At 52.4% G+C, this 22,472-nt stretch carries 20 protein-coding genes; 17 read left to right on the forward strand and 3 right to left on the reverse strand.

Annotated elements, in window-relative coordinates; all coding sequences use genetic code 11:
* Nucleotides 1-105 precede the first annotated feature (105 nt).
* The 8 genes from EYC87_RS15175 to EYC87_RS15210 all read left to right on the forward strand — a co-directional run bounded on the left by EYC87_RS15175 (nucleotide 106) and on the right by EYC87_RS15210 (nucleotide 7,905).
* Nucleotides 106-1,779: a formate--tetrahydrofolate ligase gene (locus EYC87_RS15175; RefSeq protein ID WP_279253597.1), complete on the forward strand. Its 1,674-nt coding sequence runs from the start codon at nucleotides 106-108 to the stop codon at nucleotides 1,777-1,779.
* Complete coding sequence (locus EYC87_RS15180) at nucleotides 1,780-2,715, forward strand: winged helix-turn-helix transcriptional regulator (protein ID WP_279253598.1); 936 nt, start codon at nucleotides 1,780-1,782, stop codon at nucleotides 2,713-2,715.
* Nucleotides 2,716-2,769: 54 nt separating this feature from the next.
* A complete protein-coding gene (locus EYC87_RS15185; protein ID WP_007230812.1) occupies nucleotides 2,770-3,156 on the forward strand; it encodes a hypothetical protein in 387 nt (128 codons plus the stop codon).
* Between the two features lies 1 nt (nucleotide 3,157).
* Nucleotides 3,158-4,123, forward strand: a complete 966-nt coding sequence (locus EYC87_RS15190) for a threonine dehydratase (protein ID WP_279253599.1) — start codon at nucleotides 3,158-3,160, stop codon at nucleotides 4,121-4,123.
* Between the two features lie 109 nt (nucleotides 4,124-4,232).
* Entirely contained in the window at nucleotides 4,233-4,676 is a 444-nt protein-coding gene (locus EYC87_RS15195) for an NfeD family protein (RefSeq protein ID WP_279253600.1), read from the forward strand.
* Between the two features lie 15 nt (nucleotides 4,677-4,691).
* Nucleotides 4,692-5,687: an SPFH domain-containing protein gene (locus tag EYC87_RS15200; RefSeq protein WP_279253601.1), complete on the forward strand. Its 996-nt coding sequence runs from the start codon at nucleotides 4,692-4,694 to the stop codon at nucleotides 5,685-5,687.
* Nucleotides 5,684-6,046: a HigA family addiction module antitoxin gene (locus tag EYC87_RS15205; protein ID WP_050756585.1), complete on the forward strand. Its 363-nt coding sequence runs from the start codon at nucleotides 5,684-5,686 to the stop codon at nucleotides 6,044-6,046. The genes EYC87_RS15200 and EYC87_RS15205 overlap by 4 nt, the downstream gene beginning before the upstream one ends.
* 365 nt (nucleotides 6,047-6,411) lie before the next feature.
* The gene (locus EYC87_RS15210) at nucleotides 6,412-7,905 is read left to right on the forward strand and encodes an AsmA family protein (protein ID WP_279253602.1); all 1,494 of its coding nucleotides are present in this window, start codon (nucleotides 6,412-6,414) and stop codon (nucleotides 7,903-7,905) included.
* Nucleotides 7,906-8,013: 108 nt separating this feature from the next.
* Here EYC87_RS15210 and EYC87_RS15215 read toward each other — a convergent pair whose 3' ends face one another.
* Entirely contained in the window at nucleotides 8,014-8,460 is a 447-nt protein-coding gene (locus EYC87_RS15215; RefSeq protein WP_279253603.1) for an Lrp/AsnC family transcriptional regulator, read from the reverse strand.
* Nucleotides 8,461-8,624: 164 nt separating this feature from the next.
* Here EYC87_RS15215 and EYC87_RS15220 point away from each other — a divergent pair, with 164 nt between their 5' ends.
* The 4 genes from EYC87_RS15220 (at nucleotide 8,625) to EYC87_RS15235 (ending at nucleotide 13,840) form a co-directional block, all read left to right on the forward strand.
* A complete protein-coding gene (locus tag EYC87_RS15220; RefSeq protein ID WP_279253604.1) occupies nucleotides 8,625-10,304 on the forward strand; it encodes an aminotransferase class V-fold PLP-dependent enzyme in 1,680 nt (559 codons plus the stop codon).
* Between the two features lie 52 nt (nucleotides 10,305-10,356).
* Nucleotides 10,357-11,850, forward strand: a complete 1,494-nt coding sequence (locus EYC87_RS15225; RefSeq protein ID WP_279253605.1) for a hypothetical protein — start codon at nucleotides 10,357-10,359, stop codon at nucleotides 11,848-11,850.
* Between the two features lie 153 nt (nucleotides 11,851-12,003).
* Nucleotides 12,004-13,284 (forward strand): aromatic ring-hydroxylating oxygenase subunit alpha, encoded by a 1,281-nt coding sequence (locus EYC87_RS15230; protein WP_279253606.1) that lies wholly within the window; start codon nucleotides 12,004-12,006, stop codon nucleotides 13,282-13,284.
* Between the two features lies 1 nt (nucleotide 13,285).
* Complete coding sequence (locus tag EYC87_RS15235; protein ID WP_279253607.1) at nucleotides 13,286-13,840, forward strand: aromatic-ring-hydroxylating dioxygenase subunit beta; 555 nt, start codon at nucleotides 13,286-13,288, stop codon at nucleotides 13,838-13,840.
* 39 nt (nucleotides 13,841-13,879) lie between these two features.
* On the opposite strand, the gene EYC87_RS15240 is transcribed toward EYC87_RS15235, so the two are convergent.
* Nucleotides 13,880-15,049, reverse strand: coding sequence for a MalY/PatB family protein (locus EYC87_RS15240; RefSeq protein ID WP_279253608.1), 1,170 nt, complete (start codon nucleotides 15,047-15,049; stop codon nucleotides 13,880-13,882).
* A gap of 117 nt (nucleotides 15,050-15,166) precedes the next feature.
* Here EYC87_RS15240 and EYC87_RS15245 point away from each other — a divergent pair, with 117 nt between their 5' ends.
* A complete protein-coding gene (locus EYC87_RS15245) occupies nucleotides 15,167-15,862 on the forward strand; it encodes a histidine phosphatase family protein (RefSeq protein ID WP_279253609.1) in 696 nt (231 codons plus the stop codon).
* Nucleotides 15,863-15,904: 42 nt separating this feature from the next.
* On the opposite strand, the gene EYC87_RS15250 is transcribed toward EYC87_RS15245, so the two are convergent.
* The gene (locus EYC87_RS15250) at nucleotides 15,905-18,169 is read right to left on the reverse strand and encodes a TonB-dependent receptor (RefSeq protein WP_279253610.1); all 2,265 of its coding nucleotides are present in this window, start codon (nucleotides 18,167-18,169) and stop codon (nucleotides 15,905-15,907) included.
* A gap of 127 nt (nucleotides 18,170-18,296) precedes the next feature.
* Here EYC87_RS15250 and EYC87_RS15255 point away from each other — a divergent pair, with 127 nt between their 5' ends.
* The 4 genes from EYC87_RS15255 to EYC87_RS15270 are packed head-to-tail and all read left to right on the forward strand — an operon-like array spanning nucleotide 18,297 to nucleotide 22,406.
* Nucleotides 18,297-19,325 (forward strand): haloalkane dehalogenase, encoded by a 1,029-nt coding sequence (locus EYC87_RS15255; RefSeq protein WP_279253611.1) that lies wholly within the window; start codon nucleotides 18,297-18,299, stop codon nucleotides 19,323-19,325.
* 15 nt (nucleotides 19,326-19,340) lie between these two features.
* Nucleotides 19,341-20,534, forward strand: a complete 1,194-nt coding sequence (locus EYC87_RS15260; protein ID WP_279253612.1) for an acyl-CoA dehydrogenase family protein — start codon at nucleotides 19,341-19,343, stop codon at nucleotides 20,532-20,534.
* Between the two features lie 22 nt (nucleotides 20,535-20,556).
* Nucleotides 20,557-21,720: an acyl-CoA dehydrogenase family protein gene (locus EYC87_RS15265; protein WP_279253613.1), complete on the forward strand. Its 1,164-nt coding sequence runs from the start codon at nucleotides 20,557-20,559 to the stop codon at nucleotides 21,718-21,720.
* Nucleotides 21,721-21,743: 23 nt separating this feature from the next.
* Entirely contained in the window at nucleotides 21,744-22,406 is a 663-nt protein-coding gene (locus EYC87_RS15270; RefSeq protein WP_279253614.1) for an enoyl-CoA hydratase/isomerase family protein, read from the forward strand.
* The last annotated feature ends 66 nt before the right edge of the window (nucleotides 22,407-22,472 follow it).

Here is a 22,472-nt window from a genome sequence, read left to right on the forward strand (position 1 = left end):
TATACTGCGCCTGCAGTGATAGCGGGTCAATGGATGAAGCGCGAACTGTGAAAAAGTTCACAGTGACTAAAGCAGTAACTAATAATTAATAGCTCGAGGATAGCCATGAAGTCCGATATTGAAATAGCGAGAGAAGCTTCCATGCGACCCATTGTTGAGGTCGCGAAGGAGTTGAATATCCCCCACGATGAACTCGTGCCTTATGGTCATAGCAAAGCCAAGGTAAACCTGGGTTATCTGGAATCCTTGTCCGATAAGCCCGACGGTAAGTTGATTCTCGTGACTGCCATTAGCCCTACCCCGGCAGGTGAGGGTAAAACCACGACTAGCATTGGATTGGCAGATGCGCTCAGACGCACTGGCCGGAATTCGTCTGTGTGTTTACGCGAACCTAGTTTGGGTCCCTGCTTTGGCATGAAGGGCGGTGCGGCGGGTGGCGGTTACTCGCAGGTGGTGCCTATGGAAGATATCAACCTGCATTTCACGGGTGATATGCATGCTATTGGAGCGGCGCACAATTTGCTGTCTGCCATGGTTGATAACTACATTCACTGGTCTAATGAGCTTCGTATTGACTTGCGTCGGATTACCTGGCCCCGAGTGGTCGACATTAATGACCGTCAACTCAGAGAGGTAATTACAGGCTGTGGCGCCCCGGGCAATGGCTTTCCCATGCAGAGTGGATTTGATATTACGGTGGCTTCAGAAGTCATGGCGATATTTTGCCTGGCGAATAGTTTGGAGGATTTACAGCAGCGCCTAGGGCGCATTGTGATCGGTTATACGAGGGGCGAGCTGAAGCCAGTTACCGCCGATCAGGTGAATGCGTCCGGAGCGATGACTGCGCTACTGCGCGATGCCCTTGCACCTAATCTGGTGCAGAGCCTGGAAAATACTCCTGCCTTCATTCATGGTGGTCCGTTTGCCAATATTGCTCACGGTTGCAATTCCGTCATCGCCACCAAGTCGGCACTTAAGCTGTCCGACTATGTAGTGACGGAAGCCGGCTTTGGTGCTGATCTGGGTGCAGAGAAGTTCTTCAATATTAAATGCCGTAAGTCTGGGCTGCGTCCCGATACGGTAGTCATTGTGGCGACGATTCGTGCCCTTAAAATGCACGGAGGGGTTAGTAAAGACCAACTGGCCACAGAGGATCTAGGTGCATTAGAAAAAGGACTGCAGAACCTGGGTCGTCACATTCGCAACGTGGGGCGGTTCGGGGTCCCCGTCACCGTTGCCATCAATCACTTTACCACTGATACAGACGCCGAAATTCAGGCGGTGAAAGCTTATGTGGATTCATGTGGCTTGCAAGCTCATCTTTGCACGCATTGGGCCGATGGTGGCGCTGGGGCTACGGATCTTGCTGAGGCGGTAGCAGATTTGGCTGATGCAGGAACTGCCCAGTTTCATACCTTATACGATGACGATGTCAGCTTATGGGACAAGGCGCGGACTGTGGCTCGGGAGATATATGGAGCCGACGACCTGCAGGCGGACAAAAAAGTCAGGGATCAGTTTCGCCAGTTTCAGGAGGAGGGCTATGGGCACTTCCCTGTTTGTATGGCGAAAACGCAATACAGTTTTTCCACTGACCCGCTGCTAATGGGGGCTCCGTCCAATCATTCGGTGAAGGTTCGAGAGCTGAAGCTTGCTGCCGGGGCAGAGTTTTTGGTCGTTGTTTGTGGCGATATCATGCGCATGCCGGGATTGCCTCGGACGCCAGCCGCGAATAATATTTACGTTAACGAGCGGGGTCAAATTGAAGGTTTGTTTTGAATGAGTGAATTGATCACCAAGGCCAGTTCCATTAACCGGGCCCTGGATCAAATTGGCGATAAGTGGTGCCTGCTAATTATCCAGGAAGTGTTTTGGGGTATTAATACGTTTAACGAAATGATGAAGGCAATGGGTGTTTCCAGAGGCGTTCTCTCGAATCGCCTCAAATGGCTGCAGGGAGTTGATTGCCTAAGGCGCGAAACGAGCCGCGGAAACAAGCGGCCTGTTTATCAGTTGACTTGCAAAGCAATAGGCCTTTATGACTGCGCGTTAATGGCCATCCGCTGGGAGAGAAACTGGTTTCAGAATACTGAACTGGATAGGGTTGAGTTAACCCATATGCTGTGTGGCGAGACGTTTCAGCCAATCATAGAGTGCGCAAATTGTGATGGAGAAGTGGCGTTCTCCAATGTGGCTTACAAGCCAGGTCCTGGTGCGGCTATTGATATTAGAGGAAAGAAGGTGCGTCGTCGCTCGTCTATCGCAGCCGCTAGCGTTCCCTCGCAGCATGCGCTGTATAAAAATTTGATTAATCTTGTCGGTGATCGTTGGACGGCGAATGTCATCGCTTTGGCCTTGCATGGGTTGACTCGCTTTGAGGAGTTTCACAGTGAGCTGCCTGTGGCGACAAATATTCTTTCGGACCGGCTCAGATTCCTCGTAAGAGAAGGGGTTTTTGAACAACTCGCTTATCAGCAAAAGCCTGTGCGTTATTCCTACCAGCTGACGCCCAAGGGAAAGGACTTGCTTCCGTGGTTTCTTGCCTTGTTGCATTGGGGGGATCTATGGTGCGCTCCGAATGCCCTCGGTCCACCGATGATTGTCATGCATGACGATTGTGGCCAGGAGCTTAAGGCTCCGGTCCGCTGTAGTCAGTGTCGACAGGAGCTGAAGGCTCATGAGGTAAACTTTGCTTTGGATGGCGCCGTTGCTTAGAGTCTGCCTGTACTGGAGTTATTTGTGTTAAATTCGGAGGCGCACTAGGGGAAAATGATGTTTACGAAAGTGAGAAACAAGCTGGCGTTAAGTGGGTTGCTTTTCTTCGTTGTCGGTAATGTGGTCGCCGGCGATCTGGACAGCGCTGCCTTTGATCTTTGTGAAAAGGTGAAGGCCTGCTCAATAGCGCAAATTGCAGAGGCTGATTTAACGCCTGAGCTTAAGCAAATGATGGAACCCATGCTAGAAAGCGTGTGTGACACTATGCGGGCAGGCGTGCAGGAAGTTCCGTCAGATCATCCACTGCACGGTCCCGCTGTGGATTGTATGCGCAGCATGGCTGCGCTGAGCTGTGAGGATTTTCAGGATGAGCAAAAAGTAGCTACGCCTGACTGCAGGGCGTACCAGGAAACTGCTGAACAGTTGGCACAGGACACCTGAGTTGCAAGCGCTTTCCCTGGCTGACCTGGAGTCGGCCGCCGACATCGCCTATCAGGTGCTGTCGCCTACACCTCAAATTAACTGGCCTCTGCTCAGTGCCCGCTGCGGTAATGAAGTGTGGGTAAAACACGAAAATCATAATCCTACCGGCGCGTTCAAGGTTCGCGGTGGGCTAGTCTATATGAGTCGCCTGGAGCAACGGGACCCTGATTGCCCCGGTGTTGTAACAGCGACTCGTGGTAATCACGGTCAGAGCGTTGCCCTGGCCGCCGCGCGCAGTGGAATCCCCGCTGTTGTGGTAGTGCCCCACGGTAATAGCGCTAGTAAGAATAGCGCGATGGAGGCCCTGGGGTGCGAGTTGGTGGTCTACGGCCGGGATTTCGATGAATCCGCGGCGCATGCAGGCAGGCTGGCTAAAAAGCGCAACTTGCATCGTATGCCATCGTTTCATCTAGATCTCGTTGCAGGTGTCGCTAGCTATGCCCTTGAATTTTTAAGGTCAAAACCGACGTTGGAGCGCGTTTACGTGCCTATTGGTCTGGGTTCTGGCATCTGCGGAATGATCAGTGCGCGTAACGCCCTGCAATTAAGCACCGAGATCATCGGCGTGGTATCGTCAGAGGCGCGCTGTTATCAAAAGTCGTTGGCAGCGGGACACTGTGTCAATACCGATTCAGCTAATACGCTGGCAGATGGGATGGCCGTGCGTGTACCTAATGCTGAGGCGTTGCAGATGATGTCAGGTAATGTTGCCGAAATCGTCGCTGTGAGTGACGAAGAAGTGCTCCAGGCCATGAGTTGTTTTTTTCACGATACCCATAACGTCGCAGAAGGAGCGGGCGCAGCTGCGTTGGCTGCGCTTCTGCAGCAGTGTGATCGCTATCGAGATAAAAAGCTGGGGGTGGTTTTGAGTGGTGGTAATGTGGACTCATGTGTCTACGCTCGAGCGCTGACTCTCCAGGCTTAACATTAAATTCTATTGTTAGCCGTGCTTCTACTGTACGTGCGATTGATCGATTTTTTGGAAAAAATATTGGATAATGCCTACACGAGTAATATGCAAGCGTGAGAAATTTATGGGGTCAATTGGACTGGAGTTTTGGCATCTTTGGCTGATCCTCGGAGCGATGTTGTTAACCGCAGAGATATTTGTTCCAGGCTTTGTTTTGGCCGGTCTTGGTGTTGCTGCGTTTGTTGCTGGCTTCGCTCACTTTGCTAGCGACAGTTTGGGTTGGGCCATGCTCGCATTTTCGGTGGCATCGCTGGTGTTTTTCTTCGGTATCCGGCCGCTCGCTGTGCGCACCTTTATGGATGATAAGCCCTCACCTTTTGGTGTTAACGCCATGATTGGCAAGCGCGTTGTTATCAGTGATAGCCCTGATCTCGGCGGCGGAATGCAAACACATTTTCGCGACACCCTGTGGTCGGTGCAATCAGATGATGATCTCATGGAAGGCGATGAAGCAGAGATCATCGAGGTTAAATCCACCGTGTTGGTAGTCAAGCGAATTAACCATTAATCAGGAGTAGGGAATATGACTGAAGCACTAATGATAGTGATAGCGACCATTGGGGTGTTTATTATCACCCTGCTCGTTAAAGGCATTCGTATCGTTCCGGAGCAGAGCGCCGTAATGATAGAGCGGCTTGGTAAGTTTCGCGGTCAACTGAATGCCGGGCTGAACATTATTATCCCGGTAATTGACAAGCCTCGCAGCGTTCCCTGGCGCGTTACCGTAAAGGAAGCAGGCCAGAAGTTTTATATGGTTTCCCAGATCACCAATCTGGATTTGCGTGAGCAGGTATATGATTTTCCCAGCCAATCTGTAATTACTCGCGATAACGTGGGAATTCAGGTCGACGCAGTTGTTTATTTTCAAATTATCAATCCGCAAAAGGCCGTCTATGAAATCTCCAATCTACCAATCGCCCTCGAAACCCTTACCCAGACAACTCTGCGTAATGTGATTGGTGAAATGGACCTTGATGACACCTTAACTTCGCGAGAGACAATCAATGCCAGCCTGGTTGAAACTATCGACAGTGCAGCTCAGGCCTGGGGCGTCAAGGTTAATCGGGTGGAGGTTCAGGACATCACGCCGCCTCAGGATGTACTGGCGTCAATGGAACAGCAAATGAAGGCCGAGCGAGAACGTCGCGCAAGAGTGACAGAAGCGGAGGGTTTTAAAAGCGCTGCTGTATTGAGGGCTGAGGGCGAGAGAGATGCACGAATTGCTGAAGCCGATGGCGAACGTGAGGCGCAAATTCGCGAGGCGGAAGGCCAGGCGCAGGCGATTGAACTGTTGGCAAATGCAGAAAAGTCAAAGCTGCTGCGGGTGCAGGAAGCGTTGGGAGGTGATACCGGTGATTATTTAATCGGCCTTCGCTATATGGAAACTCTCGACCAGATGGCAAGCAACCAGAATGTCGTGTGGATGCCGCACTCTGCAACCGATCTGGGTTCTTTTATCGGCGGCTACAAAACGCTTTTGGGGCAGTCCACTGCTAGCGAAGCTGAGACAACCCCGTGAGTAACGGCTTCATTCCGCATCCAGGCTCTTTGCTTGACCCTCTCATTCTGGTACCGGGTGAATTGTCGCAGTCTATGCTGGCCCGTCAATTAGGGTTTAATCAGCCCCAGCCGGTGAACGAACTGGTGAAGGGTAAGCGGGGCATCACACCAAAAATGGCCTTGCTGCTAGAGCGGGCCACCGAGGGAAAGTACCCTGCAGAATTCTGGTTGCTGGCTCAATTGCGTTGGGAGTTATCCCAGGCCCGACAAAGTACGCCGCCTGGGCGTCTTGCCATGGTGCAAACCGTAGAGGCGGGCCGCTTAGCCAATGGAGAGCTCGGTCAGTTACTCAAGTTGAGTAGCAAATTGCGCGTTTAATCAACGTGAAATTGTTAGCACCGATCTAAATTAGTTTAATAACGATTAGAGTTCTGAGACTCACGTTCTTTTAAGTATAGATGGGCCTGCCTCGTGTATGGTCCAGAGGAAAGCAGTCGTTTTCTGAGCTTGTAAAGTTACTCTGGAGTGGCGGATGTTTCGAACTTTTTGAATAAACCATGAAAAAATAGCCTTGGGTTGCACACTGATCGCGATTGATAAAGGAAAAGCGCATGGGTCAAAATTAAAAAAGTTGTTAGGCGAGTCGTAAAATTGGCTTACCTGCTTATTATTAACAGTGCGCTGCAGCTGAGCCTGACTCAGGATTTGGTGAACATGATTCGCCCTGCAAAGTTCCATGTCTCGTGGAGAACGCCTGGAGTTTTTATCCGTTTCGCGTGCACGCGCGGGGTATTTCGGTAAACGGGCAGAGCCGCTCTCAGCAGTGGGAGTTACAGGCAAGCTCTGGCGCTGGCTCGATTGCCCTGCTGCCGCTGATTTTCAAAGTTGTGCATGTGTCGGGGATTCGAGCCGAAGACGTTGATTATCGCCAACGTCCTCGCTTTAAGCCCGATCGCAACTACAGCGATAAACTGGCTTATTTTCCATCTATCACCGGTAGAGAGATTGTTCCAGTTGATACGTCAGTGCTCAAGAAGAGGCGCCCCTGGAAGGTGCGGTTACGCGATATGCGCGCTAGCGGACAACACAGTTTCTGGATATTCAACATCAAGGGCAGCGGCGCCGGTACTGCAATGGCGGACTTAAATATTGAGACCAGAGGTGGAGCTTTTAGCCTGGACGCCAGGGACATTAACCTGAGACTAGGGCCCGCTTACGTTAACAGCGACACCGAGCTCTTCAAAGGTGGCGATGTAAATGGAAAACTGGGTTTTGCACCGTTTGTGCCTCGTGAGAACAAGGGGCTGCAAATGCTGCCCTTTGCTCATGTCGATACACAGCTGGATCTGACAGTGGGTAGTTTGGGCTTTATCAACCTGTTCACTGCTAATCTGGGAAATGTAGTAATCAGTGGGGCGGGGCGGGTCAAAGGCCGTCTCGTTGCGAGTGAAGGTTACATGCATGCCGGTACAGACTTTAGCGCAACCACTGAAGACCTGAATGTGGTTATTCGGGAATTGGATGTTTCGGGTCGGGGGGTGATTGCTGTTCACACTCCAGACGACGCCGATAAGCCAATGGGTTTGGACATCAATTACGATTCCCTGGTGATCTCTCGCCTGGGAGAAAGTGAAGCTTTTCTGCAGGGGGATAGCCTTAAGCTGCAATATCGTGGGTCAAATCTTATTGCTCTCGACCCGGGTATGAGTATCAAAGAGCTGCTTAGCGATGAAAGGGCCATTGAGCGCCGTAAGAGCAGCGCGCTTAATCTGCTGGTAAAGGACGCATCGGTGCTGAATATGTCGGTACTGAATTATTATCTGCCGCCTGACATGCCCTTTAGTTTTACGGGAGGTTCGGCGAACCTTGATGCAGATGTATTCCTGGGCGCAACAGATATGAAAGGATCGATAAAGCTCGACTCCGGCGATGTCAAGGAGACGCTGGATGACCAGAATTTTGAGGCTGACCTGGCGGCTGATATCAATATTAAAGGGGGTATGCCGCTAGAGTTCAGGGCAGATATCAGTGGCTCAAGCTTGCTTATGGACAAGGTGAGTGTCGACGGGGAGCATGAGAGTTTTGACGGCGACTATTGGTCTGCGTTGCTTGAGTTGACCGAGGCCGAGGGCGTCTTTCAAAAGCCTTTAAAATTTTCTGCGAAAGCGGACCTGAGTGTTAGTGACACCAGGCCATTAGTGGCCATGTTTGACAATCGAGGCGATCCACCGCCGTGATTTAGACGTGATCAAAGTGCGTGACAAGTTTGATCGGTATCAACTGCCCTCTATAAACTGAGGGCTGAAATGTCAGAGTGCACCTTAACGCAATGAGTGCTCAGTGCGCTATAGAGGTAACTCTGTGGTCTGCTTAAGCGCTTCCATAACGAAGCTGGCACTGACATCAAAAAGGTCGGCTTTGATCAATTCCTGATAGAGGGCGTCATAGTCAGGCATGTCTTTGACAACGGCCTTTATCAGATAATCCACGTCGCCCCCCATACGGTGCACCTCCAGAACGCCAGGAATACTTTGTGTGACCTTGGTGAACTGGCGCACCCATGACTGATTATGCTGGTTAGTCTTGATTGCGATGAAAACGGTCAGGGAAAGATCTACCGCAGTCGGGTCCAAAAGGGTGACGCGGTTACGGATGACGCCCTGTTGTTCGAGCTTTTGAATGCGCCGCCAGCAGGCCGATTTGGATATGTCAGCTAATTCTGCAAGATCGGCCACAGACAGTGTGGCGTCGCGCTGCATGTGGCGCAAAATCTTTTTGTCGGTCGCATTCATTTTTACATTTGATCCGGTATTTAGCTAATTAATGAAAAAAAGTTTCGAAAATAACAACATATTCGAAATTATTTTACGATAAAAGACAAGATATAACTACAAATAGAAACAATGTTTCATCCTGAATGGCCTATTATCCTGTCATTGAATGAGGTGTCACAAGCATGAATCAACTGATTGAAAAAATTCGCGAAGCCGTTATTGGTTCCCAGCAGCTCTTTAACACTCCCTTTGGTGAAAAACCGCTGGTATATGCAGACTACACCGCTTCCGGACGCGGCCTCGCCTTTATCGAGGATTATATCCGCGAGCAAGTATTGCCGTGGTATGCGAACACCCATACAGAGACTTCGTTTACCGGAGCGCAGACCACCGCATTGCGTGAGCAGGCCAGGCAGCAAATTCGCAGTGCCGTAAACGGCAGCGCAGATGATCAGGTTATTTTTTGTGGCCCCGGCGCCACCGCTGCTATCAACAAAATTATTGATATTCTCAATTTACGTCTACCTCGTGATTTATCGGACCGCTACCAACTGGAGTCGCAGATTCCCAGCGCCCAGCGCCCGGTCATATTTATTGGTCCCTACGAGCATCACTCCAATGAACTACCCTGGCGCGAGTCCATTGCGGATGTAGTGTCTATACCGCTCACTGACTGTGGGCAAATTGATACAGCTGAGTTGGAATCGCAACTGCAGGCTCACGCGGAGCGACCCCTGCGCATTGGTAGCTTTTCGGCAGCTTCTAATGTGACCGGGATAAAGAGTAACGTCGAGAAAGTCACGCAAATATTGAAGCGTTATGACGCGCTGGCCTTTTGGGATTATGCCGCGGCAGCACCTTATGTCGGTATCGATATGCAGGGTGAGAATCCTTTGGATGCTGTCTTTATTTCACCGCACAAATTTGTTGGTGGCCCAGGCACACCCGGTGTGCTCGTGGTTAAAAAGAACGTACTTGGTAACAGCGTTCCCACCGTCGTTGGTGGCGGTACTGTCATGTATGTAACGCCCAAAGATCATCTTTACATCGAAGATCATGAGCGCCGGGAAGAGGGTGGAACCCCTGCGATTATTGAGTCAATTCGCGCAGGCCTGGTGTTCAAACTGCAACAGGAAGTGGGGACCGATGAAATAGAGCGTCGCGAGCAAAGCTTTGTCGAGCGTGCTATTAAAAGGTTTAATGCCGTTTCCAATATTGAAATTCTGGGCGGAGACACCGCTCCTCGCCTGTCGATTATGTCGTTGCGCTTCCGGCACGGCCACAGAGACCTCCACTACGGATTCGTCGTATCATTGCTCAATGATTTATTCGGTATTCAAGTCCGCGGAGGTTGCTCCTGTGCTGGACCCTATGGCCACAGCTTGCTGGGTATGGATATGAATTACAGTCGCGATATTGAGACAGAAATCCAAAACGGTGCCATAGTGCTCCGACCGGGTTGGGTGCGACTCAATTTTAACTACTTTATTGGGGAGCAAGAGTTTGAGTTCTTGTTAAGAGCCATAGAGTTGGTGGCTGAGCATGGCTGGCGCTTACTGCCTTATTATCAGTTCAATGATAAATCCGGCGTTTGGCAATTTCAGGGACAAGCAATGGGCTTAGTGAGTAGTCTTGAAGGTTGGCGTTTCGCCGAGTTCGTGTGTTGCAAAACAGCGTCGATCGACACCCTGCCCATACTGCAGGATATTTTTGATCAGGCTAAGGCCGAGTTGACCAGAGTCGATCGGCAGGAAAACAAGTATGAACTGCAATTAACCGAGGCAGGAGAGCGACTGCGCTGGTTCCTGTTGCCGCAGGAAGCTGCCGGGGACTTGTGCAAGACAATTGCTAGAGCCTCATAACTAATTAGAGGGCTGAGTTTCTCCCTCAACTGGAGTTAGAGAGCATGGCGGTATGAAGACTGTTATTACTCTATTCATTTTATTGCTGGGCCTGTGTGCCCTGGGCTGGACTTACCTGGAATCAGATCCTGCCAGACCGACGCCTTCTGGTGTGATTGACGTGCCCGCTTACATAGGTGTCCCAGCAAGCGCAAATCCGGTAACAGAAGCGTCGAACCGGTTTCAACATCCCTTCCTTGCTCCGGCAGGGTTGAACAGTATGCATAACGACGCAGCTCAAAGTGACAGTTATACCTGGGCCGGCCCTTTGGGGATAAATCCAAAGATTAGTACCTTGCAATTTCACCGCTTGCTCGGTAGTTGCGTCGCCCAGACATTTAACAGCAGTGGGCAAATGATCGGTACCTGCGTCACGCCCTTTGGCGTAACGCTGGTGGCTCGCGACCCAGAGACTCTGGAAATTCTTGCCAGGCAGGTCATCACGCGCTGGCTGCCGATAGGTCAGAAATTTAGCGGTGGCGTTTACTTCCATCTGGATAGTCAGGATAGGGTGCTGCTGGCCACCAACGACATGGCGATTCAGTTGTGGGAGTTGACGCAGGAGAGCGGCGATTACCAATGGTCGCTGCAAGAAAGCATTCCTCTGGCCAATTTGCTGGATTCTGCTGGCACCAGACCTCATCGGATAATCGATGTGGTGCCCGACTGGCAGGGTAACTACTGGTTTGTCACGCGAGCAGGTGTTGTTGGCCTGGTCGGTGCCGATGGCGAAGACGGTGCTGCTGTGTCCCTAAATATCGATGGCGAGCAGGAAGGCGTCGATAACGCTCTCGCTGTTGGTGAGAAGGGCGTATTCGTGGTGTCCAGTCACGCCATGTATAGTTTCCGGCGCAGTGATGAAGGTGAGTTGGTCACCCAATGGCGACAAGCATATGACCGTGGCAGTGCAGCCAAAGAGGGCACCATGGGTTTCGGTTCTGGCACCACTCCCACCTTGGTGGGGCGAGATTACGTAGCGATTACTGATAACGCCGATGGCCGTGTGAACATCATGGTCTATGATCAAGATGACGGGACAGTGGTCTGCAAGCATGGGATCTTTCCAGCTGATAAAGGCACTACTGAGAATTCTTTGGCGTCGGTAGGACGTTCACTCATCGCAGAAAATAATTTCGGCTACTATGGCCCCAGAAATGTGCCGACATCAGAGCCTGGGCTCGCCAGAGTTGACATTCTTGCAGACGGCAGTGGTTGTGAAACCGTGTGGGAGAATCTGGCGATAACGTCACCGTCAGCGGTTCCGAAAGTTTCTGAAGCCAACGGACTGATTTATCTTTACACACGCGATGAATCTAACCCTGCAGATTTGCATGCCTGGTACTTCACGGCAGTGAATGTTCACACGGGCACGCTGGTATACAAGTTACTCACGGGCACGGGTTGGTTGTTCAATAATCATTACGGCTCGATCTCAATTGGGCCCGATGGCACGGCCTATGTGGGAATTATGGGCGGTTTGGTAAAGATCAGCGATGGCGCTTTTTAACCATTTGAATAGCCTTCGTTGGGCAGTAAAACGGCGACAGCCTATGTCCAGCATGGAGCAGCTGTTAGCAGAGTTTGAAATTTAAATTAACGATGATAATTTTTGTGCTGGCAGAAAAATTACCGTTTGTAGGAAATCAAGGAGAGTCCAGCCGTGCTAGTTAACGTTTGTGAACTGGTGAACGATGATGCCACCCTGGTCAGCCGCCGCTGCTGGACTGACAGGGACGTATATGAGCTTGAGAAGAAGGGCATATTTGGTAAGGCCTGGTTGTTTCTTGGTCATGATAGCCAGATTAAGGAGCGGGGCGACTTTGTGCAGGCCTATATGTGCGAAACTCCTATAATTTTGGCCCGCGGCAGCGATAATGAAGTTCATGCCTCGATCAATAGTTGCACCCATCGCGGCTTACCGGTGTGCCGTGCCGATCACGGTAATACCAAGCGCTTTGTCTGCCCTTATCATAATTGGTCTTATACCGTTGAGGGCGAACTGGTCACCATCCCCCAGGAACGCGAACTTAAATCGCGACCGGATAAGAGCCTGCTGGGTTTGAAGCAGGTGCCCCGCCTCGAAAGCTGGCGCGGTTTTTATTTTGGCAGTTTCGATAAAGACATTATTCCATTGGAAGACTACCTGGGTGATCAACGCTACTACCTGGAGGCTTTTCTGGACCGTTTCGAGGGTGGAATAGAGTTTGTCGGTGCGCCCCATCGCTGGGTGATCGAGGCGAACTGGAAGTTGCCCATGGAGAACCAATTGGGGGATGTTAATCACGGCCCCTTCCTGCATGCCGCAGTAATACCTCTGGAGGCTAATCAGGAGATCATTGACTATGGCCTCAGCGCAGTGACAGAGGCGGGCCACGGTGCGACCTTTCGCCTGATGCCTGAAAATGCTCCCATCGACGATGTAGCATGGGGTATGGAGGCTCCCGGATCTATTCTGGGCGGCCCTGAGGTTCACGATTACTTGCGAGCCACGCAGGCAAAAGCTGAAGAGCGTGTTGGCGCATTGCGCGCACGAATGAAAGGTCTGACTTACGGTGTTTATCCTAACCTGTCTTTTCTTTGGTCGAACGCTTCCTTCAAGGTGTCGCATCCCAGGGGCCCGGGAAAAGTAGAGTACTGGAGTTGGTCGGTAGTGCCTGCAGACGCGCCGGAAGAGATCAAGAAAACTTTACGCACTAACTACACCTCCTTGTTTGGTCCGGGTGGAATTCTTGAACAAGAGGATTCTGAAGTTTGGTCACAGCAGTTCAGAGGCAGTAATTTTGATTTCGCCGACGACAGACCCTACTTTTATGGCCTGGGACTAAACGAAGAGAGGCCGCACCCCGACCTGCCCGGCATGGTTGATGTTACAGCGAATGAACACTATGCCCGTGCATTTTTCACCCGCTGGCGGGATGCACTGTTAGCGGTGGAAAAATAGTATGAGCGAATTCAGTTTAACGCCCCAACTACAGTTATCGGTGGAGCAATTTTATTATCTTGAAGCCCGCCTGCTTGACAGTCGTCAGTATCAGCAATGGTTTGAGCTCGTCAGCGAAGACCTACGCTATATTGTGCCTTCCCGGGTTAACGTGATGGTCAATAATCGCGACCGCGGAAATGAAGATATGATCAGCATAGAGCGTGAGCTTGAGGGTGCGGAATCGGAAGGTTGCCCTATCCGCGAAGAAGGCTACCTGCAAATGATGATCCGCGTAGAGCGGGCATACAAGATGAATTCCTGGTCGGAAAACCCTCCCGCCCGCACGCGGCGACTGGTGAGCAACGTTGAAATCCTTGCCGACGAAGACGAATCCTTAAAAATCATTAGTAATTTCCACCTGCATTATGCGCGCCCTGGTAATGACAATTACCTCTATGCCGGTCAGCGGCGCGACACCCTGCGTAAGGCTGAGGGCAGCTACAAGATTGCTCATCGTGAGGTGGTGCTGGATTACGCTAATATCGACTATCCAACAATCGGGCTATTTTTCTAAGTTGATAAATGTTCATCGTGTGATGCCTGGGTGCTGGTATCAGGCAGCTGCAACTGCTGTATCAATGCGCTTCAGTATTTCTTGCAGCGTGGCGCGAGTGCAGCCAAAGTTTAATCGCTGGTAGTTGGGATTACCCATCGGTGCGCCGTCTGACAAGGCCAAGCCATGTGCAAGAAAATGCTCAAATGGGCTTTCCAGTGCCAACTCCGACACGTCAATCCAGGCAAGAAAAGTGGCCTCCACATGAGTCATGGACAAACCGGCTGTGGCCGCTACTTTTGCCTCTAGGAGGTCGCGATTCTCGCGCAAATAGTCCAGTTGCTGTGCTAACCAGCCGTCACAATCGCGATAGGCAGCTAGACCCGCAGCATAAGCCAACGAGCCGGGCTCAGTGGCAATCCCATGAATTTTCGCTTTGAAATCCTCGCGCAGTTCAGAGTTAGGAATAACGGCGAAAGCGAATCCGCCGATGCCGGGTAAATTGAACGCCTTGCTGGGTGAAAGCAATGTAATAGTGTTATCCGCAACTTCCGGGCAAAGAGTTGCAATAGGAATATGCGACTTGCTTTCATCCAGAATAATTTCCGCATGAATTTCGTCCGAACAAATCATCAGGTTATTGCGTATGCATGTATCAGCAATCGTTTCCAGTTCTTTGCGCGTTAGTATTCGGCCCACTGGATTGTGCGGATTGCAAAGCAGTAGGCTTTTGGCGCCGGTCGCAGCGATTTCCTCTAGCTGATCAAAATCCATCTGCCACTGTCCGCAGACAATGTGGTTATCCAGTTTCAATAGGTGACGGTCAGAGAGCTGCGCAGCACCAAAGAAGTGGTGGTAGTTTGGACTCTGGGCTATCACCCCATCCCCCGGCCCGCTTGCTGTGCGCGCCGCGCCGAATAGGCCTGGTACAACGCCCGATAAAGGCACGATAGAAGAGGGTTCAATCTGCCAATTATAAAGGCGTTGCATGCGTTGCAAAAATACTTCAACAAGCTCGGGGGGAAGGTCGCAATAGCCCAATGGCCCGCCTTCTAGCCGTGCGCGAACAGCATCGATCACAGGCCCCGGCGTGAGGAAATCGGTATCGGCGACCCAAGCGGCGATCACCTCTTTGTGTTCACTGGCGTAGCGGTTCCATTTGAGGCTATCACCACCGCGTCGGCAGGGCGATCCGTCAAAGTCGATTATCGAGCTGGGTGCTTTGTTCAAAATTTTCCTTAATCATCAGGTTTGATCTTCTTAGAAAAGGTATAGCTAATACCTCGCTCAGTAAAGTATGGAGCTGTTCAGTTCACAGCCTGGGGGTTGATGCGCTAAGGTATCGGCATGAGTGAAACTAAAAGTTACCGTCAGCAAAAATTTGTTAGGCCAGTGGGCGCGACAGAGATACTACTAATACGCCATGGCGAATCCAAGGCTGCCACTGAAGGTGAGCCCTTTCCGCTAGTCAATGGTCAAGGCGACCCAGAGCTGGCTCAAACAGGACGCGAGCAGGCAGAAAAGTTAAGCCAACGTCTCGCTGATCAGGTTATTGACGCGGTATACGTGACCAATCTTCGGCGAACTCATGAAACGGCTGCTCCACTGTGTGCACGTAAGGGCATGACGCCTAAGGTGGTGGCGGACTTACGTGAAGTTCATCTGGGTGATTGGGAAGGCGGGCTCTTTCGAATAAAGGTTCATCAGGATCATCCGAAAATTATCGAGATGCGCGAACAGCAGGAATGGGGGAAAATTCCAGGCGGGGAGACCAATGCCGAGTTGGACGCGCGGGTCGCGCGGGGTCTCAATAGCATCATTGAAAAACACCCGGACCAGGTGGTTATGGTTGTTGTTCATGGCGGGGTTATTGGCAGCGTATTGTCACAAGCGACCAACTCTGAGCCCTTCGCATTTGTCGGTGCCGATAACGGATCTATCAGTCATCTGATTGCTTATCAGGGTCGCTTAAGTGTCAGGCGCTTTAACGACACCAGTCATTTGTCTGCAGCGATCAGTGCGGTAGATTCCCTGCCAACTTGAAATGTGACGGGCAACGCAAGAGTTGCCCGTCCTGCAGTTCCGTTAGAAGTCGTAGCGCAGTGTGGCTCCGTAGGTTTTGGGCGGCGCCAGGAAGTAGGCATCCATATTAGATATGGGGTAAGGGACCAGAGTCTGGGCGGCATACTCCTCGTCAGTGAGATTTTTGCCCCATAGGCTGACGTTCCAGTTATCGTTGCGCCAACCCAGAGCCACATTGAGGTTCTGGCGGTCCTGCTCGTCCTTGGCTTGCAGCTGCGCTGCGCTGGCGGTATTGGTGGTGTGGTCGCCCATGAAGCTGTAATCGCCACGCAGATAGACGCCCCCGTCTGCTATTGGAAAAACCAGAGTCGCGCCCAGGTTGCCGCTGAGCTCGGCCGCATAGGCCAGGTTCAGTCCCTTGTCGGGCCCTGCGGTAAACTCATACTTGTCCAGGTACTGCAGGCCCAGAGTCACAGTCAGATTAGGCATAGGCAGGGCATCCAGTTGAAAATCCAGCCCCGCTACTTCAGCCTCACCCTGGTTAGAGGTGAACTGGCCTAAGCCGCTGGTTGCCTGCTGGTTGGTCTGCATATCTGTGATTTCGGTTAAGAATAGCGTGGAGTTGATCCGCAGCCGTGAATCCAGCAGGGTAGTTTTGATGCCCAACTCATAGCTGGTAGTCTCTTCGTCATTAAATTCCCGATCCCCCGGTTCACCGGCCACGCCATTGAATCCCCCAGACTTGGTTCCCGTAGAGGCGCTAGCGAATAATAGGGTGTCGATGCTGAGGTCGTAACTGACGCTGCCGAGCCAGTCGACATTGTCGCTACTGCGGTTAAAGGAATCGTCGATCTCCGGGCGTGCTGATGACAGCAGTGAGAAGGGTGGAAAGATACCATTTTGAGCCAGCAGGGCAAGGATCGGCGGCGGGATATTTTCCGGGTTCTGGGCGGTGATTGCGGTAGATTCTACATCGACAAACAGGTCCGCGTCTTTCTCTTCGTCGCTCCATCGCAGGCCGCCCGTGAGGTGCCAATTGTCGCCTATATGCCAGGTAGCGCGGCCGAATAGGGCCATGGTTTCGGTTTCAAAGAGGCTGTCCTGGATCCCATAATCTCCCGCCGCAACGATCAACGGCAACTGTGCACCAAAGATCAGTCCCCCGATACTTATGTCAGAGCCGATTTCGGCGCTTATCTTGCCCTTGCCTTCAAATTCACTGGTCTCTTGCGTGAAGTAATAGAGGCCCGCCATGTAATCAATATTATCGGTACTGTTGCTGAATCGCAGCTCCTGGGAGAAGCTGTCGCCCGACTGGGGTTGGCTCAGGAAGGTTAGATCGAGTACCGATCGGCTGGCCTCTTGGGAAGATTCGAGGTCGTAATCATCCCAGGCCGAGATCGATTCGATGGTGCCCCAGCCGGCGTCATAATCAATGTGCACTGAAGCTGCCGTGGACTCTTGCTCGAACGGGCTTGGGATATTCTGAGAGGTCACGTGATCATAGGGGTCATTACCCAGGGGCGCCTGCCCGCGCGCGATTATCGCCTGGTCTGCGATCGGATCGTGAACGGAATCAGGCGAACAGCAATTCATGTCCCGCTCTACGCGGCTGGCCTTGAGCAAAACAGACAGTTCGTCATTCGGTTCCCATTGCAGCTTACCGACTACGTTCCATTCATCGGCATCATTGAGGTCAGGGCCTGCGAGATTCTCAAGATAGCCGTTGCGTTCGTGGTAACTACCCGCCACGCGGTAGGCGAAGGTATTTGCTATTGGGCCAGACAGAGAGCCGGTGACCCGCTGCATGGAATAGTTGCCGGCAGTGGCTTCCAGGTGGCCCTCGGTCTCTTCGAAATTGGGCCTCTTGGTGGTGATGCTAATGGCTCCGGCGTTGGTGTTCTTGCCATAGAGCGTCCCCTGGGGTCCCTGCAGTACCTCGATGCGCTCGATATCCAGCAGGTCAGACACAGCGAGGCCAGTGCGATTGAGATAGACACCATCGACAAAGGTACCAACAGACGGCTCAAGGAAGGTGGAGCCTGCCGTGCCGATGCCGCGTATGGTCATACGGGCGCTGAAGGGACTGATATTGGTATTGATATTGAGTGAAGGTGTCAGCACCGCCACATCGCCGGCATCGCGGATGTTGGCTTCCTGAATCGTATCTGCACTGAAGGCGGTTACGGTGACGGCGATATCCTGCAGGCTCTCAGCGCGTTTGGTTGCAGTTACGATAACTTCTTCCAGCATCGGTGTTTGGGCAAGAGCGCTTGCGCAATAGGCAGCCAGGGTTAGAGCGGATGCGAGCGGCTTCAACTTAATCATTGTATAAGTCCCTTAAAAATAATATCTTGTAATGGCATGATCTATGCCATAATGTAATGACACAAAATATGCGATATTAAGAAAAAAATCAAGCGACCTAACTAGCACAGGAAGAGCCTTTTAAACGATGGAGTTCAAACGAACACCCGACGAGCGATTCGACAAGCTACCCGATTATCCCTTCAAGCCTAATTACTTGGAGGTAGATGACACCGAGTGGGGAAAGCTGCGGATCCACTACCTGGACGAGGGTCCAGCCGATGGCGAGGTGGTTTTGTTACTGCACGGACAACCCGCCTGGAGCTACCTGTATCGCCACATGATTCCACCGCTGGTGGAGGCAGGCTTTCGGGTGATTGCGCCGGACCTGGTGGGCTTTGGCCGCTCAGACAAGCCCACGGAGATCGAGGACTACACTTACGCCCGCCACGTGGCCTGGATGAGTGACTGGCTGACCCAGTTGGATCTCAGTGGTATCACCGTATTTTTGCAAGACTGGGGCAGCCTGATTGGCCTGCGTCTCGTAGCAGCGTTCCCGGAGCGCTTTGCGGGGGTAGTGCTGGCTAATGGCGCGTTACCTGCCGGGATGGTTCCTGAGGAGTTCGCGGCCCTCGCGAAAGAAGCCTATAAAACGTTGCCGGTGGTAAAAGCATCGGAGCTGGATGCTTGCTTCCGCGGAACCTACGAGGGCGGTGCACCCGGCGTCCCCGGGTTTTTCTACTGGCGCAAGTTTTGCGCCGAAAGCGAGGAAATCCAGCGTCCTGGCGATGCGATCGATAGTATTGGTAATGCTTCGTCGCTGACGGATGCAGAGAAAGAGGCCTTCAATGCACCATATCCAGATGCCTCCTACGTGGCGGGCGCGCGTCGTTTTCCTTCGCTAGTGCCGGTGTTCCACGATGAGCCGGAAGTCGCGGAAAACAAGGCCGCCTGGGAGGTGCTAAAACAGTTTGATAAGCCCTTTATGTGTGCCTTTTCTGATGACGATCCGGTGAGTGCAGGCGGTGACAAGCCGTTTATTAAATTAGTGCCGGGCTGCGCGGGTGTAGAACACAGAACTATCGGCCCCGCTGGACATTTTGTGCAACAGGATCAGCCTGAACAGTGTGTTCGGGCAATTTTAAATATAACCGGCGGACGTGAGTCCGCGCCGTAGAATCAGGAGTTTTTTATGGACACGCGCTTTACTGAAGAGGAACTGGGCTTTCAGGCTGAGGTCCGCCAGTTTTTTGCAGATATATTGGATGAGGAATTATTGTCCAAACTGCATGGGGCAGAAGCTTCGGCGAATTTGAAAGATGGCATGATTGAATATCAGCACCGCCTGAATGAAAGGGGCTGGATGGCGCCCGGGTGGCCAGTGGAGTACGGAGGGCAGGACTGGAGCATGACCCAGCACTTTATTTTCAATGCGGAGCGGGGCAAGGTCGGCGCCCCTGCGCCAATCCCTTTTGGTGTGACCATGGTGGCGCCTGTTATTTACAGCTATGGCAGTGATGAGCAAAAGGCGCACTTTTTGCCTCGTATTCTCAACAGTGATGACTGGTGGTGTCAGGGTTATTCTGAGCCCGGCGCCGGGTCTGACCTTGCTTCTCTTGCGTGCAAGGCAGAGCTCGATAGCAGTGGTAGCAATTACGTGGTTAACGGTAGCAAGATCTGGACTAGCTTTGCGCAGGCAGCTGATTGGATTTTCTGCCTGGTGCGCACCGACAATAGCGGTCGTAAACAAGAGGGCATCAGCTTTTTGTTGATTGACATGAAAAGCCCCGGGGTAACGGTGCGTCCGATAAATACGATTGATGGCTTCCATCATCTCAATGAAGTGTTTTTTGAAGATGTGAAGGTTCCAGTGGAAAACCGCATTGGCGAGGAGGGCAAAGGTTGGACTTATGCCAAGTCGTTGCTGGTGCATGAGCGACTCTCCATTGCCGAGGTGGCGGAGTCTAAACGCAATCTGGAGCAGCTACGCGAACTGGCTCGTGCTGAGGTTAATGGCGGTACTTCGCTGTTGCAGGATCCGGCCTTTGAAAGGCGTTTGGCCGAGGTAGAAATTGACTTGATGGCTTTGGAATTTACTGAGCTGCGAGTACTGGCATCAGCTGCTGAAGGCAATATGCCCGGACCTGAGTCATCGCTGTTGAAACTTCAGGGCACCGATATTCAACAGGCGATTCAGGAGCTGCGTATGGATGTCGCTGGCTATTATAGCCAGACTTTGCAGGGTGAATTGAATGCTGCCCAGCTTGGTCATGATTTTGCCGATTTTGCACAGAAGCAGTATTTCCGGGGGCGCGCCTCATCGATTTACGGTGGCTCCGATGAAGTACAAAAGAATGTTACCGCCAAGCATGTGCTGGGCCTGTAGGTAGAACGCAAGGAGAAATGCAATGAATTTTAATCTTTCCGAAGAACAGATCATGATCCAGGACAGCGTTGCTCGCTTCGTTCAGGAAACCTACGCCTTCGACCAGCGCAATGAAACGGTAGCGCTGCAGCATGGGTTCAGTGCGGACAACTGGCAACAGTTTGCGGAACTGGGCTGGCTGTCCATTCCCTTTGCCGAGGAGTACGGCGGTTTTGGTGGTGGCCCGGTCGATACTATGGTTATTACGCAGGAATTTGGTCGCGGCCTGGTGGCGGAGCCTTTCCTACCGACAGTATTACTGTTTGGTGGATTGCTGCAGGCCGGCGCCAGCGAGGAACTGAAAAGCGAACTGATACCGCAGATCGTGGCCGGTGAGCTGCAGGGTGCTTTTGCCTTTGCCGAGCGACAAAGCCGCTATATGATCACCGACGTTAAAACCCGCGCACGTCAGGATGGTGTGAACTGGGTACTCAATGGAGAGAAAACAGTAGTACTCAACGGCGGCGCCGCGCAGAAGCTTATTGTACTTGCGCGCAGCTCCGGTGAGCAGTCAGATGAGAATGGCCTGAGCCTGTTCCTGGTTGATGCGTTCGCTGAAGGAGTTAACACTACTGCCTACCGCATGACTGACGGGCGCGAAGCGGCGAATGTTTCGCTGGATAATGTCACCGCAGACGCCGTTGTCGGTGGGCTCGGAGAGGGCTTCGCATTGATGAATCCCGTGTTAGACCAGGCCATGCTCGCGGTTGCTGCAGACGCCTTGGGTGCTATGGAATCACTCAATACCCAGACTTTGGAGTATCTGAAAACCCGTAAGCAGTTCGGCACCCATATTGGTTCGTTTCAGGCCCTGCAACATCGCATGGTTGATATGTTCGCCGCCTGTGAGAATACTAAGTCGCTGCTCTACCGCGCGGTATGCGCACTGGATGCCGGGGATGAGGACGCCCAGCGCAGCCTGCTGGCGCTGAAAGTCATGGTGGGCCGCGCAGGCCGCAAGATCGGCGGTGAGGGCATCCAGATGCATGGCGGCATGGGTATGACCGAGGAACTCTCGGTGGGCTCCTATGTCAAGCGCCTGATGATCGCCAACACGCTGTTCGGTGATGCCGATTATCAACAGCAACGCTTCTCCGCGTTGGTTAACGCCGAGGAACAAGAGCCGGCGGCTGTCGCCGCAGCCTAAACCTCTCTGCAGGAAATTCAACAATGATTGATTACACCAAAGATGGCGACCTTCACCTGGTGACCATGAACGCGGGTCCTAACGTGATTTGCCCAGAGTGGCAGCAGCGTATGCTGGATATTCTCGATACGGTGGAGACGGATTGTGGCAAGGGCGCTGCGCTGATTCTGACCGGAGAGGACAAGTTCTTCTGTAATGGCCTGAATCTTGAGGTCGTAACGCATTTGGCACCGCAAGAGATGGTCTTGTTCGGCAGTCGCATGGCCGAGATTCACCAGCGATTCCTGGTACTGCCATGCCCTACGGTTGCCGCGATTAATGGCCATGCTTTTGCCGGGGGTGCATTTATGGCGCTTTCCTGTGATTACCGCATCATGCGAGAGGACAGGGGTTGGTTTTGTGTGTCCGAGGTCGATGTGGGCGTGCCCATCCCGGCCCCCATGATGGGAATACTGCAGGGTAAACTGCCCGCCAATACCGCCCGCGATGCGCTGCTAACCGGCAAGCGTTATACAGCGGATGAGGCAATCGAGGCGGGCATAGCCGACGCTAAGGCACCTCTGGAACAGCTGCTGGAGCAGGCCAAGACCCTGGCCAGCCAACTGGGTACCAAGGAGCCGGGTATCTTCAAGACCCTAAAGCAAACCTGGTTCGGGCCCATGGCCGACGCCCTGGTGGCAAGCTAGCGTGCACGCATCTGCGTTATTCCCGCGAAGGCGGGAATCCAGTACAACTAGTCCGAGGGAAATCGT

Origin of the sequence: Candidatus Seongchinamella marina (assembly GCF_026262685.1) — a bacterium.
GTDB lineage: Bacteria > Pseudomonadota > Gammaproteobacteria > Pseudomonadales > Halieaceae > Halioglobus > Halioglobus marinus.